This is a genomic window from Streptomyces sp. NBC_01016, assembly GCF_026341035.1.
GTDB lineage: Bacteria > Actinomycetota > Actinomycetes > Streptomycetales > Streptomycetaceae > Streptomyces.
Map to the genome: position 1 here is coordinate 3,716,801 of NZ_JAPEOQ010000001.1, position 13,476 is coordinate 3,730,276.

The following is a 13,476-nucleotide window of genomic DNA, read 5'->3' on the forward strand; positions in this document are numbered from 1 at the left end:
GTGCCGCCTTGCCCACCCTGCCGCCCCAGGCGGCAGATTGCCCAAGGCGGCGACGGCCGACGGCCTGGGGTGGGGAGCCGTGTTCGCGGCGGGTTGCCCGAGGCGGGGGTGGCGTCGACCGCAACGGGTGGGGAGCCGTGGCTGCCAGCGGGTTGCTCAAGGCGGTGGTGGCCGACCGTCTCGGGTGGGGAGCCGTGCTTGCGGCGGGTTGCCCGAGGCGGGGGTGGCGTCGACCCCAACGGGTGAGGAGCCGCGGCCGCCGCCGGATCGCCCAAGGCGGTGGTGGCCGACCGTCTCAGGTGGGGTGCCGTGCCTGCGGCGGATTGCCCAAGGCGGTGGTGGTCGGCCGCCTGGGGTGGGGTGCCGTGCCTGCGGCGGATTGCCCAGGGCGGGGGCGCCCCTCGCCGTCACGGGTGGGAGCCGTGCCTGCCGGCGGATCGCCCAAGGCGTGGCGCGGCCTCCGTCGGGCCGACGCCCCCGGAGGGGGCGGGTGGGTGGGAGATGGGCGGGCCAACGGCGGGCATTTCAAGCGCCACGGCGAGGGCGGCCCCTCAAGCCCCACGGCGGTCGCGGCCCCTCAAACGCCACGACGGTGTCGGCCCTCGAGCGCCACGACGGTCGCGGCCCCTCAAACGCCACGATGGTGGAGGCTCCTCAAGCGCCACGACGGTCGCGGCCCTCAAGCCCCTAGGCAGCGACGGCACCCTCGAGCCCCGTGCCGGGTGGGCCCCCAAACCCCTGCGGCGGGTGGGCATTTCAAGCCCCGCGCTGGGACGAGACTCGCGGGGTTCGGGGCGGAGCCCCGTGGCGCGGGGCACGGCAGACCGTGAGTCACGTGGGGGCCGAGCACATCAAGCCCCGTCGGCGATTGAGACGCGGGGTCCGGGGCGGAGCCCCGTGTCCGTAACGCCGGTTCGGCGAAATCAGCCCCGCCGGCGATTGAGGCGCGGGGGCCGGGGCAGAGCCCCGAGGCCGTAACCCCGGTTCGGCACGATCAGCTCCGCCGCCGATTGACCCCCGAGGCCGTGGACCCGCAGGGCCGCAGGGGCCCATGGCGTCAAGGCCCATGACGTAATTACCGGCAAGAAGCCACCCGCCAACCGGCGGAGCCGTACCGTGGAAAGAGGCGGCGCGCACCCCCGGCGCGCCGGAGGGAAGGAACGCGGCGATGGACGGCACCGGTCAAGCCCCGCAGGGCCGCGTCCCGCTCGCCGTCGTGGTGATCGACCACGCGGGCCGCGTCTCGCACTGGAGCAGCGGCGCCCGCCGCCTCTTCGGCCCGCCGAAGGAGGACGCGGTGGGCCGCCCCGCCGCCGACCTCCTGCCGGTCTCCGGCGCGCTCCCGCAAGAGAGCCCCGCGCCGCACGACTTGGAGGAGTCGCTCGGCGGCCAGCTGTCCTACCCGGCCGCGGGACGCGCCCGCCTCGACACCAGCGCGGAGCCCCGCGACCGTATCGACGTCCTGTGGTGGGCGTACCCCCTGGTGGGCCCGGGCCCCGAGCGACTGCTCGTACTGGCCGCCGACGCCCAGAAGTTGGGCGGCGACGAGGGGTCGGGGGTCGAGCGGATAGCCCCCGCGTTCGCGCTGCACACGGACTTCCCCGCGGCCGACGAACTCGCCCGCAAGCTGCCCGAGATCCTGCCGAGCATGAGCGTCGCCGAGAGCGCCCGGATCGTGTCGCAGGTGCTCGAACTCGGTTATCCGGTACTCGAGTTCAGTCAGCATGAACAGGTTCCTGTTACCGCGGACTGGGGCGTCTCCCGGCGTACCGAACGCAAGGCGCGCCGCGCGCAGACCGCCCGCGCCACCGCGCTGGGCGTGCCCTCCCCACGCGCACCGCTCGACGACGCCGACACCGCGGAGGACCTCGAATACGCGGCCGTGCGCGACCGCCTCGAATTCCTCAACGAGGTGAGCGGGCGCATCGGTTCGTCCCTCGACCTGTCCCGCACCATCGTCGAGGTCAGCCGCGCGGTCGTGCCCCGCTTCACCGATGTGGCAGGCACGTATTTGCGTGAGCAGGTCGTCGCGGGTGAGGGCTTCCCCGAGGGCGCGCCCGACGCCACCACGATGTGGCACCGCGTCGCCCTGGAGCACACCGACGAGCCGGGCCGCTGGGACGATGTCGTACCGGTCGGCGAGTCCATGCCGTTCCCGGTGCACACGCCGTTCTTCCAGTGCATGACCAGCGGCGACCCGGTCCTCGTGCCGTACATCTCGGAGGAGATGGGCAACGCGATCGCGTCGCAGTTTGAGAAGCGCGACATCCGACCACTGATCAACCACCGGTCGATGCTGGTGGTGCCGCTGAAGGCGCGCAATGTGGTGCTCGGTTTCATGATTCTCCTGCGCCACCAGGAGCGGCCCGTCTTCAACGACATGGACCGCGTGACCGGCGCCGAACTCGCCGCGCGGGCCGGCCTCGTACTCGACAACGCGCGCATGTACACCTACCAGGAGGCCGTCGCCGAAACGCTCCAGGACAGCATGCTGCCGCAGATCGAGCCGCACATGCCGGGCTGCGACATCGCCACCCGCTATCTGCCGGGCACGCTGCTCGGGCGGGTCGGCGGCGACTGGTTCGACTCCATCAAGCTGCCGGGCGCGCGCACCGCGCTCGTCGTCGGTGACGTGATGGGGCACGGGCTCAACTCCGCGGCGATGATGGGGCAGTTGAGGACCGCCGTGCAGACCATGGCGGCGCTCGACCTGCCACCCGCTCAACTCCTGCGCAATCTGGACGACTTGGCTCAGCGGCTCGGCGACAACTATCTGGCGACGTGCCTGTACGCCGTCTACGACCCCATCGTCGGTGAGCTGCACCTCGCCAACGCCGGGCACATCCCGCCCGTTCTGGTGCGCGCCGCCGACGGTGGCAGTGAACTGCTCGAACTGCCCACGGGCGCCCCGATCGGCGTCGGCGGCGTGCCGTTCGAATCCGTACGGGTCCCGGTCGCGCCCGGCGACCGCCTGGTGATGTGCACGGACGGCCTGGTCGAGGTGCGCGGCGAGGACATCGGCGTGGGGCTCGCGACGCTCTGCGAGTCCGCCGCCCACCCGGCCGCCTCCATGGACGACGCCTGCGACACCATCATCCGTTCGCTGGCCACGAGGGGCGGCCGCAAGGACGACGTGGCCCTGCTGCTCGCGCGGCTCAACGGGTTCGAGGCGGACGACGTCGCCCACTGGACCTTCGCCCCGGAGCCCGCCGAGGTGCCACGCGCGCGTGGTCTCGTACGCGAGCGGCTCGCGCGGTGGCGCCTGTCGGGGATCTCGGACTCCGCGGAACTGATCGTGAGCGAACTCGTCAGCAATGCCGTACGTCATGCGCGCGGCGGCCCTGTGCAGTTGCGCCTGGTGCGCTCGGGGACGCTGCTGTGCGAGGTCGAGGACACCGAGCATGCGCTGCCGACGTTGCTCAGCGCGGAGCCCGGCGACGAGTTCGGGAGGGGGCTTCGTGTGGTGGCGCGGCTCTCGCGCGCGTGGGGCACGAGTCGCACGGCGACGGGAAAGACCGTGTGGTTCGAACTTTCCGCGTCGTCTCGGTGAAGGTGCGTACGGCGTTCTTGTGGGGCGTGTCCCGGAGCGGTAGACCGAGCTGACACTTCGGCTGCCGCACCCTGGGGAGGGCTCCATGAGCGTGAGCGAGCGCTACAAGGAAGCGTGGGAGAGCTTCTGGGAGGACGCCTCGCCCGAGCCGGGAGGTGTCTTCTGGGACTCCGAGCCCGCTGTCACGGCGGGGCTTCATCTCGCCCTTTTCGAGCCGGAGTTGGCGGCGCCGGACCTGCCGATGCTTGACCTCGGCTGCGGGAACGGCACGCAGACCCGCTTCCTCGCCGACCGCTATCCGAGAGTCGTCGGCGCCGACCTGTCGGCGGCCGCCCTCGGCCGGGCCCGCGAGGCCGATCCTGCGGGACAGGCCGACTACCGGGAGCTCGACGCCACCGACAACGACCAAATGGGCTCCCTGCACGCCGAGTTGGGCGACGTCAACGTCTATATGCGAGGCGTGCTGCATCAGAGCGAGCCCACCGACCGGCAGTTGCTCGTCGACGCGATCGCGGCGCTCGTCGGCGAGCGCGGGCGCGGCTTCGTGGTCGAGCTGTCGGAGCGGGCGCGGCCGATCCTGGAGGAGCTCGCGACGGGACCGGCAGGGCCGCCGCCCAAGCTGGGCGAGGTGTTCTCGCACGGCATCGCGCCCGGCGAGGTCTCGGACGAGGTGGTGCCGGAGTACGTGGCGGCGGCGGGCCTCTCGGTGCTCGCCGCGGGGGAGCTGCCGCTCGTGACGACGGATTTCTCGGCCGACGGCGGTCGCATCGAGCTGCCCTCGACATGGCTGGTGGTGGGCCGGTCAGACTAATTCCGGGTGCCGCCGCAACGCGCTGACGAGCGAGAACTCCTCTCAACGGGTGGGAAATTGGTATACACCAGTGAGAGTTATCCACAGGTCTGGTGCGTCCTGGCCGGATCCGCGTACCGTTCTGGCCATGAAGATCCTCATCAGCGCCGACATGGAGGGTGCCACGGGCGTGACGTGGCCCGCGGACGTCCTCCCCGGCACACCGCAGTGGGAGCGCTGCCGTTCCATGTTCACGTCGGATGTGAACGCGGCGGCGCTCGGTTTCTTCGACGGCGGCGCCGACGAGGTGCTGATCAACGAGGCGCACTGGACGATGCGCAATCTGCTGCTCGAACAGCTCGACGAGCGGGTGCAGATGCTCACCGGGCGGCACAAGTCACTGTCCATGGTGGAGGGCGTCCAGCACGGCGACGTCGACGCCATCGCGTTCATCGGCTATCACGCGGGCGCCGGCATGGAGGGTGTGCTCGCGCACACCTACCTGGCGAACCAGATCACGGGCGTCTGGGTCAACGATATGCGCGCGAGCGAAGGCCTGCTGAACGCGCATGTGGTGGCCGAGTACGGGGTGCCCGTCGTCCTCGTCACCGGCGACGACCACGCGTGCGACGACGCGCTCGGGTACGCGCCCGAGGCCCGCAAGGTCGCCGTCAAGGACCACGTCTCCCGGTACGCGGCCGTGTGCCGCACCCCCGCGCGGACCGCCGCCGACATCCGGGCCGCCGCGAAGGACGCCGCGTCGATAGCGGTGCGCCACGAGCCGGTGCGGGGCGGGCCGTTCACGATCCAGGTGGAGTTCGACGCCGAGCACCTCGCCATGGCGTCGACCGTCGTGCCGGGCGTCCAGCAGATCGGCGAGCGCAGGATCGCGTACACCCACGAGACCATGTACGAGGGCATCCGCACCTTCAAGGCGGTCACCACGATCGCCTCGGCCGCGGTGGAGGAACAGTATGGCTGAGCAGACCGTGCCAACCCTGGGGGGCGTGGACCGGCAGGCGCTGGACGAGGTCGTCGCGTTCACCTCCGAGTTGATCCGCATCGACACCACGAACCGCGGCGGGGGCGACTGCCAGGAGCGGCCCGCCGCCGAGTACGCGGCAGAGAAGCTGTCCGAGGCGAACCTGAAGCCGACGATCCTGGAGCGCACCGCGGGCCGCGGCAATGTCGTCGCCCGCATCGAGGGCACCGACCCCACCGCCGACGCTCTGCTCGTCCACGGCCACCTGGACGTCGTGCCCGCCGAGGCGGCCGACTGGAGCGTGGACCCGTTCTCCGGCGAGGTGCGCGACGGCGTCGTGTGGGGCCGCGGCGCGGTCGACATGAAGAACATGGACGCGATGATCCTGGCGACCGTACGCCAGTGGGCGCGCGTCGGATTCCGGCCCCGGCGCGACATCGTCATCGCCTTCACCGCCGACGAGGAGGCCAGCGCAGAGGACGGCTCGGGCTTCCTCGCCGACCAGCACCCCGGTCTCTTCGAGGGCTGTACGGAAGGGATCAGCGAGTCCGGCGCCTTCACCTTCCACGACGGCAGCGGCAAGCAGCTGTACCCGATCGCGGCGGGGGAGCGCGGCACCGGCTGGCTGAAGCTCACCGCGCGCGGCAAGGCGGGCCACGGCTCCAAGGTCAACAAGGCGAACGCGGTGGGCCGGCTCGCCGCCGCGGTCGCCCGTATCGACGAGCACGAGTGGCCGGTGCGGCTCACGCCGACAGTGCGCGCCGCGCTGACCGAGATGGCCGCGCTGTACGGCATCCGGGCCGACGTGGACGCGCCGGACTTCGACGTGGACGCGCTGCTCGCGGCGCTGGGCCCGGCCGCCGACCTGGTCGAGCCGACCGTCCGCAACAGCGCCAACCCGACGATGCTGTCCGCCGGTTACAAGATCAACGTGATTCCGGGGGAGGCCGCGGCGTACGTCGACGGGCGCTATCTGGCGGGCGGCGAGGACGAGTTCAAGGCCACCCTCGACCGGCTCACCGGGCCCGACGTCGACTGGGAGTACCACCACCGCGAGGTCGCGCTGCAGGCGCCGGTCGACTCGCCCACGTACGCGCGGATGCGCGCGGCCGTCGAGGAGTTCGCGCCCGAGGGCCACGTCGTCCCGTACTGCATGTCGGGCGGCACGGACGCCAAGCAGTTCTCCCGGCTCGGCATCACGGGCTACGGCTTCGCCCCGCTCAAGCTGCCCGAGGGCTTCGACTACCAGGCGCTGTTCCACGGCGTGGACGAGCGGGTTCCGGTGGAGGCGCTGCACTTCGGGGTACGCGTGCTCGACAGATTCCTGCGCACGGCCTGAAGCGCCCGCACACGTATCAGTAGAAACACCCGCAGGGACACGGACTAGGAAAAGATGGCGGACGCGAAGAACATGGGGGCCACCGGACAAATGCGGGGCGGGGACGACATGCTGCACACCCGAGAGTACGGATCCTGGCCGTCGCCGATCGACGCCGCGCTGGCGGCGGCGCACGACGGGCAGCCCGAGTACGTCGGCTTCGTGGGCGCCGAGGCCTGGTGGACCGAACCCCGGCCCACCGAGGCCGGCCGCCGCGCCCTGGTGCGCCGTCTCGCCGACGGCACGGAGCGGTCGGTGCTCCCCGCGCCGTGGAACGTGCGCAGCCGCGTCATCGAGTACGGCGGCCGCCCCTGGACCGGGGCCGAGCGCCCCGCGGGCGGCCCCCTCGTGGTCTTCGTGAACTTCACCGACCAGCGCCTGTACGCGTACGAACCCGACGCCCCCGGCGCCGAGCCGCGCCCGCTCACCCCCGTCTCGGATCTCGGCGGCGGACTGCGCTGGGTCGACCCGCAGCTGCACGTCGAGCGCGGCGAAGTGTGGTGCGTTCTGGAGGAGTTCACCGGTGAGGGCCCCGGCGACCTGCGACGCCTGGTCGCGGCCGTCCCGCTCGACGGTTCGGCGGCCGAGGACCGGGCCGCCGTGCGTGAACTCACCGGCGACGCCCACCGGTTCGTCACGACCGCCCGGCTCTCGCCCGACGGGCGGCGCGCCGCGTGGATCGCCTGGGACCACCCGCGAATGCCGTGGGACGGCACGGAACTGCTGCTCGCGGAGGTCACCGAGGACGGCTCCTTCGGCCCGGCGCGGACCGTGGCGGGCGGCGTCGAGGAGTCCGTCTGCCAGGTCGAGTGGGCGCTCGACGGTGGGCTCCTGTACTCGGGCGACCGCAGCGGCTGGTGGAACCTGTACCGGCTCGACGTGCAGTCGGCGCCCGCGCCGGGTGGGCCGCAGGAGCCCGGAGCCCTGCCGGGCCTGCTCACCAGGGAACGGCCCTTGTGCGCCCGCGACGAGGAGTTCGGCGGGCCGATGTGGAAGCTCGGCCTGAGCTGGTTCAAGCCGCTTGAGGCCGGGCTCATCGCCGTCGTGCACGGCGTCGGCGCCACCGCGCTCGGCATCCTCGACCCGGAGACCGGCGAGGTCGTCGACACGGCCGGGCCCTGGACAGCGTGGTCGGCCACGCTCGCGGTGCACGGCAGCCGCGTCGTCGGCGTCGCCGCGAGCCCGCGCACCGCGCCCGAGGTCGTCGAGCTCGACACCGGCACCGGGCACACGCGCGTAATCGGCGCGGCGCACGACGACCCGGTCGACCCCGCGTACTACCCGGAACCCCAGATCCGCACCTTCGGCGGCCCCGACGGGCGGGACGTCCACGCCCACATCTACCCGCCGCACAGCCCCACCCATGTGGCCCCCGACGATGAACTCCCGCCGTACGTCGTGTGGGCACACGGCGGCCCCACCAGCCACGCACCCCTCGTACTCGACCTGGAGATCGCCTACTTCACCTCGCGCGGCATCGGCGTCGCGGAGGTCAACTACGGCGGCTCGACCGGCTACGGGCGGGAGTACCGGAACCGGCTGCGCGAGCAGTGGGGCGTGGTCGACGTCGAGGACTGCGCGGCCGTCGCGCTCGCCCTCGCCGAGGAGGGCACCGCCGACCGCGAGCGGCTCGCCATCCGCGGCGGCAGCGCCGGGGGCTGGACCAGCGCGGCATCCCTGACCAGCACGGACGTCTACGCCTGCGGCACGATCATCTACCCCATCCTCGACCTCACCGGTTGGGCCGAGGGGGAGACCCACGACTTCGAGTCCCAGTACCTGGAGTCGCTCGTCGGCCCGCTCTCCGAGGTGCCCGCGCGCTACGCGGAGCGCTCGCCGGCCGAGCATGCCGACCGCCTCTCGGCCCCGTTCCTGCTCCTCCAGGGCCTCGACGACGTGATCTGCCCGCCCGTCCAGTGCGAGCGGTTCCTGGAGCGGGTGGAGAGCGAGGGGCGGCGGGTGCCGCACGCGTACATCGCCTTCGAGGGCGAGGGGCACGGGTTCCGCCGGGCGGACACGATGGTCCGCGCACTGGAGGCGGAAATCTCCCTGTACGCCCAGGCGTTCGGGCTCCACGCGACCGGCGTCCCCACCCTTGAGCTGACCAAGTGAGGCCACTGCGCCGCCCGGAGCGGCTGGCTCCGGGTGCGCGGGTCGCCGTCGTCGCGCCCAGCGGACCGGTCCCCGAGGAGGCGCTCCAGACCGGACTCGACATCCTGCGCGGCTGGGACCTGGAGCCGATCGTGGCGCCTCATGTCCTGGACGCTCACGAGGAGTTCGACTACCTCGCGGGCACGGACGCCGACCGCGCGGCCGACCTTCAGCGGGCCTGGTGCGACCCGGGCGTGGACGCCGTCCTCTGCGCCCGTGGCGGCTACGGTGCGCAGCGGATGGTCGACCTCCTCGACTGGGACGCGATGCGGGCGGCGCCGCCCAAGGTGTTCGTCGGCTACAGCGACATCACCGCGCTGCACGAGGCGTTCGCGGTGCGGCTCGGTGTGAGCACGTTGCACGGGCCGATGGTCGCCACGGCCGACTTCCTCAAGAACCCGCGGGCCCAGGAACATCTGCGGGCAACGCTCTTCGAGCCCGAGACGGTGCGGGTGATCTCCGCCGGTGAGGGCCGCGGCGTCCTTGTGCCCGGTACGGCGCGGGGTGTCACCCTGGGCGGCTGTCTGTCGCTGCTCGCGGCGGATCTCGGTGCGGCGGGGGCGCGGACCTCGGTGCGGGGTGGGCTGCTGTGCCTGGAGGACGTGGGCGAGGAGGCGTACCGGATCGACCGCTACCTGACCCAACTCCTACGCGGGGGCCTGCTGGACGGCGTGACCGGGATCCTCCTCGGCTCCTGGTCGGACTGCGACCCGCTGCGTGCGCTGTTCGCGGACCGGTTGGGCGGGCTCGGGGTGCCGGTGGCGGAGGACTTCGGATTCGGCCACTGCGAGGGGTCGTTGACGTTGCCCTTGGGTGTGGCGGGTCAACTGGACGCCGAAGCCGGGACATTGACGCTGGACGTGCCCGCACTGACCTGACCCGTGGCCCGGGCCCCCGGACCTGTTACGCGGCACCGGGGCGCCGCCTTGCCCACCCTGCCGCCCAAGGCGGCAGATTGCCCAAGGCGGTGGCGGCCACCCGATGTGCCCCAGGTGGCGAGCGGGCAAAATTAAGCCCCTGCGGCGTTTGAGCAGCGGGGTCCGGGGCGGAGCCCCGTGGGGTGCAACCCATTCCACCCCACGGCGGTCACCCACTTCACGGAATCTCCGCCCAAACACGCAGATTCACCCGGCACGGTCATTGCTCCTTGATGACACGTGCCACACGATGGCCCCGCGCTCACCGCTACCCGCCGGTAAGGCACCCGCACCGTGGAGGTCGCCGTGCTCAGATCCCGCATCACGCTCGCCGCCGCCCTGTCCGTCATCGCCGCGGCCACCCTGGCCACACCCGCCACCGCCGCCCCCGCGGCCCCCGCCCCCGAAGTCACGGTCACACCCCTGAAGCTCACCGTCGACGCCGGCGGCCGCAGCTGCACGGTCGACGCCGACCTCTACCGCCCCGCCGGCGTCGACGCCGCGCACCCCGCCCCCGCCGTGCTCACCACGAACGGCTTCGGCGGCAGTAAGTCGGACGGCTCCACCGACGCGAGCGCCAAGGCCTTCGCCCAGCGCGGCTACGTATCGCTCGCCTACTCCGGCCTCGGCTTCGGAAAGTCCGGCTGCCTGGTCTCGCTCGACGACCCCCGCATCGACGGCAAGGCCGCCTCCGCCCTCATCGACCTCCTCGCCGGGACCCGCGCCGCCGACGACGGCACGAAGATCGACTACGTGACCGCCGACAAGAAGGGCGACCCGCGCGTCGGCATGATCGGCGGCTCGTACGGCGGCGCCATCCAGATGGCCACCGCCGCCGTCGACCACCGCGTCGACGCGCTCGTCCCGCTGATCACCTGGAACGACCTCGCGTACTCCCTCGACCCGCAGAACGCGCAGGGCCCCGAGGCCGCCGACGTGCCCGGCGCCTTCAAATGGCAGTGGACGAACGGGTTCTACCTCATCGGCGAGGGCCAGCCGCTGCTCTCCCCGTCCCTCGACCCCTCCCGGATCAACAAGCTCAGCTGTCTGCACTTCGTCGACGACGCCTGCGCCACGATCCGCACGCTCAACTCCGGCCGCTACCCGGCCGCCGAGACCCAGCGGCTCCTCTCCTACGCCCGCAGCGTGTCCCCGGTGTCGTATCTGAAGCAGGTGAAGGCGCCGACACTGCTCGTGCAGGGGCAGGCGGACTCGTTGTTCAACCTGAACGAGGCCCGCTCGACGTACGACACACTCGCCGCCCAGGGCACCCCCGCCAAGATGATCTGGCAGTCCTGGGGCCACAGCGGCGGTCTCACCGACCCGGCCGCCGGTGAACTCAACCTCTCCGAGGGGAACCTGGAGACCAGCTACGTCGGGCGACGGGTGCTCTCCTGGTTCGACCGGTATCTGCAGAAGAAGGACGGCACCGACACCGGGCCCGCGTTCGCCTACTACCGCGACTGGATCACCGACCCGAACGGTACGTACGCGACCGCGCCGAGCGTCCCCGCGCTGAACCGCACGCTGTACCTCTCCGGCGACGGAAAGCTCGTCGACAACCGGAAGAAGGTGGCGCGCGGCAGCCGCGAGTACCGCAACTGGCTCGTCCCGACCAGCCACTCCGAATCCTCGCTCGCCGGCCTCATCGGTCTGCCCGACCCCGCCCCGTACGACACAAAGGGCACCCACCTCGACTGGACCACCGAGCCGCTGACCGCCGCCACCGACGTCGTCGGCGCCCCGAAGGCGACGCTCAAGGTGATCTCGCCCAAGGCGGAGAGCACCCAGAACTCCGGCGACGCGGCCGACAAGCTGGTGCTCTTCGCGAAGCTGTACGACGTGGCGCCCGACGGCTCGAAGACGCTGGTGCACCGGCTCGTCGCCCCGGTCCGCGTGCCCGACGTCACGCGCCCCTTCACGGTCTCCCTCCCCGGCATCGTGCACCGCTACGAGAAGGGGCACCGGATCCGGTTCGTGATCGCCGCGAGCGACGACGCGTACGGCGGCAACAAGGGGATCAAGCCGGTCACCGTCACCAGCTCTCCGGACGACACGGGGACGGTGCAGCTGCCCGTGGTGCCCCAGTAACCTCGGGGGCCGTCACCCGTACGGGCCCCTGACCTGTGCGTTCGCGCCGCTTCCCCGGACATCCTTGGCAGGGGAGGCGGCGACCGGCCTCCGGGGGAACGACGGAAGGGTCCACCGATGAGCCCCAAGGGCGCTTCGAACTCCTCGAGTGGCGGCGGCTCCAGCGCGTTCACCCCGGCCAGGATCGGCGTGATCGTCCTGGCCGTGCTCGGCCTGGTCTTCATCTTCGAGAACACCCGGCACGTGAAGATCCGGCTGCTGATCCCCGAGGTCACCGTGCCGCTGTACCTGGCGCTGCTGATCACGGCGGTCATCGGTGCGATCTGCGGTGGCTACTTCGTGTCGCGCAGACGCAAGTGAGGCAGACGGAAGTGAGGCAGACGGAAGTGAGGCAGACGCAAGTGAGCAGGGTGGTGTGATCGCGGACCCCGGCGTCGGGGCCGGTCAACCGCTTCTTAAGCTGGCCCGATGGCCGACCTTCCCACTCCCGACCTCCCCGCTCCGGGCTTTCTCGCCACGGGTGCCCGCGTGGGTATCCGCCCCTACTCCCTCGACGCGGCCGACGTCGCCGAGTTCACGTCCCGCGCGCGCGAGAGCGTCGAACTGCACCGGCCCTGGCTGTTCCCGCCGACCGGAGACACGGCCTACACGGAGTACGCGGGGCGGCTCATCGAAGACCCGACCCGGCACGGGTTCCTGGTGTACGAGCGGGACGGCGACGAGAACGGCGCCCTCGCCGGGTTCATCAACATCAACAACGTGGTGCACGGCGCCTTCCGCTGCGGCGCCCTCGGCTACGGCGCCTTCGCGCACGCGGCCGGGCGCGGGCTGATGTCCGAGGGCCTCGACCTCGTCGTCCGGCAGGCGTTCGGCCCGCTCGGGCTGCACCGTCTGGAGATCAATGTGCAGCCCGGCAACACGGCGTCGATCGCGCTGGCCCGCCGGGCCGGTTTCCGCCTGGAGGGGCTTTCGCCGGACTTCCTCTTCATCGACGGCGCCTGGCGCGACCACGAGCGCTGGGCGCTCACGGCCGAGATGACGCGACAGCCCTAGAGACGGGTGTCAGCGGCGCGACTTCCGGTTGACCTTCATGGTGTCCATGTCGGTCACCGTCGAGCGCAGCGCCCCGTGCCCGTATCCGCGCTCCTTCAGGTAGGCCTCCGCCTTCTCCTCGGCGAGCGCCGCCGCCATCTCCTCGCCGTCGTCCGGGTCGGACTCGACGACGTAGCGCATGGAGAAGTGCTTGAGCGTGCGGTCGTACGCGAGCGAGCCCTCGGGGCCGAACTTCATGCCGGCGATGCCCTCGTGCTCGGCGACCTCGGAGAGCAGTCGCTCCCGCGCCGCGTCGGTGAGGGCCTCGAAGGTGGCGCGGACGATGACGCGGTAGGTGTGGCTCTCGGCCATGGTGGTGCGTTCTCCTCGGGCGTACGTACTGCCTGCCGGTCTGTCGGCCTGCCGGTCTGTCGCGGCGAAGGCAGGAAAGAGCCAGCGTACGTCGATGCGGACGGGACGCCCACGGAATATTGCGGCGCCCGACGCGGCCGCCTTCCCGGCTTTGCGTAATCCTGACCGGAGGACACCCTGGTCAGCTCCCGCAGGACCCTGTTCGATGGTGAT

10 protein-coding genes are annotated in these 13,476 nt (G+C 71.8%); 9 read left to right on the plus strand and 1 reads right to left on the minus strand.

Going from position 1 to position 13,476, the window contains the following annotated elements; translation table 11 throughout:
• Positions 1 to 1,168 precede the first annotated feature (1,168 nt).
• The 9 genes from OG746_RS16830 to OG746_RS16870 all read left to right on the plus strand — a co-directional run bounded on the left by OG746_RS16830 (position 1,169) and on the right by OG746_RS16870 (position 12,912).
• The gene (locus OG746_RS16830; RefSeq protein ID WP_266715426.1) at positions 1,169 to 3,550 is read left to right on the plus strand and encodes an ATP-binding SpoIIE family protein phosphatase; all 2,382 of its coding nucleotides are present in this window, start codon (positions 1,169 to 1,171) and stop codon (positions 3,548 to 3,550) included.
• 85 nt (positions 3,551 to 3,635) lie between these two features.
• A complete protein-coding gene (locus OG746_RS16835; RefSeq protein ID WP_266715427.1) occupies positions 3,636 to 4,361 on the plus strand; it encodes a class I SAM-dependent methyltransferase in 726 nt (241 codons plus the stop codon).
• A 127-nt stretch (positions 4,362 to 4,488) separates the two neighbouring features.
• Positions 4,489 to 5,322, plus strand: coding sequence for a M55 family metallopeptidase (locus OG746_RS16840; RefSeq protein ID WP_266715428.1), 834 nt, complete (start codon positions 4,489 to 4,491; stop codon positions 5,320 to 5,322).
• Complete coding sequence (locus OG746_RS16845) at positions 5,315 to 6,661, plus strand: M20/M25/M40 family metallo-hydrolase (RefSeq protein WP_266715429.1); 1,347 nt, start codon at positions 5,315 to 5,317, stop codon at positions 6,659 to 6,661. Before OG746_RS16840 ends, OG746_RS16845 begins: the two co-directional genes overlap by 8 nt.
• 108 nt (positions 6,662 to 6,769) lie before the next feature.
• Entirely contained in the window at positions 6,770 to 8,812 is a 2,043-nt protein-coding gene (locus OG746_RS16850; RefSeq protein WP_266715430.1) for a prolyl oligopeptidase family serine peptidase, read from the plus strand.
• A complete protein-coding gene (locus OG746_RS16855; protein ID WP_266715431.1) occupies positions 8,809 to 9,729 on the plus strand; it encodes a S66 peptidase family protein in 921 nt (306 codons plus the stop codon). The genes OG746_RS16850 and OG746_RS16855 overlap by 4 nt, the downstream gene beginning before the upstream one ends.
• Before the next feature lie 360 nt (positions 9,730 to 10,089).
• Complete coding sequence (locus tag OG746_RS16860; RefSeq protein WP_524540469.1) at positions 10,090 to 11,859, plus strand: CocE/NonD family hydrolase; 1,770 nt, start codon at positions 10,090 to 10,092, stop codon at positions 11,857 to 11,859.
• 117 nt (positions 11,860 to 11,976) lie between these two features.
• Entirely contained in the window at positions 11,977 to 12,219 is a 243-nt protein-coding gene (locus OG746_RS16865) for a lipopolysaccharide assembly protein LapA domain-containing protein (protein WP_266715433.1), read from the plus strand.
• Between the two features lie 108 nt (positions 12,220 to 12,327).
• The gene (locus tag OG746_RS16870; protein WP_266715434.1) at positions 12,328 to 12,912 is read left to right on the plus strand and encodes a GNAT family N-acetyltransferase; all 585 of its coding nucleotides are present in this window, start codon (positions 12,328 to 12,330) and stop codon (positions 12,910 to 12,912) included.
• Between the two features lie 9 nt (positions 12,913 to 12,921).
• On the opposite strand, the gene OG746_RS16875 is transcribed toward OG746_RS16870, so the two are convergent.
• A complete protein-coding gene (locus OG746_RS16875; protein WP_266715435.1) occupies positions 12,922 to 13,263 on the minus strand; it encodes a DUF6204 family protein in 342 nt (113 codons plus the stop codon).
• Between the last annotated feature and the right edge of the window lie 213 nt (positions 13,264 to 13,476).

Bases quoted from the DNA above. Each gene is read 5' to 3' on its own strand.
- OG746_RS16865 (WP_266715433.1), top strand. From the start codon at position 11,977: ATGAGCCCCAAGGGCGCTTCGAACTCCTCGAGTGGCGGCGGCTCCAGC.
- OG746_RS16850 (WP_266715430.1), top strand. From the start codon at position 6,770: ATGCTGCACACCCGAGAGTACGGATCCTGGCCGTCGCCGATCGACGCC.
- OG746_RS16830 (WP_266715426.1), top strand. From the start codon at position 1,169: ATGGACGGCACCGGTCAAGCCCCGCAGGGCCGCGTCCCGCTCGCCGTC.
- OG746_RS16840 (WP_266715428.1), top strand. From the start codon at position 4,489: ATGAAGATCCTCATCAGCGCCGACATGGAGGGTGCCACGGGCGTGACG.
- OG746_RS16835 (WP_266715427.1), top strand. From the start codon at position 3,636: ATGAGCGTGAGCGAGCGCTACAAGGAAGCGTGGGAGAGCTTCTGGGAG.
- OG746_RS16870 (WP_266715434.1), top strand. From the start codon at position 12,328: ATGGCCGACCTTCCCACTCCCGACCTCCCCGCTCCGGGCTTTCTCGCC.
- OG746_RS16845 (WP_266715429.1), top strand. From the start codon at position 5,315: ATGGCTGAGCAGACCGTGCCAACCCTGGGGGGCGTGGACCGGCAGGCG.
- OG746_RS16875 (WP_266715435.1), bottom strand. From the start codon at position 13,263: ATGGCCGAGAGCCACACCTACCGCGTCATCGTCCGCGCCACCTTCGAG.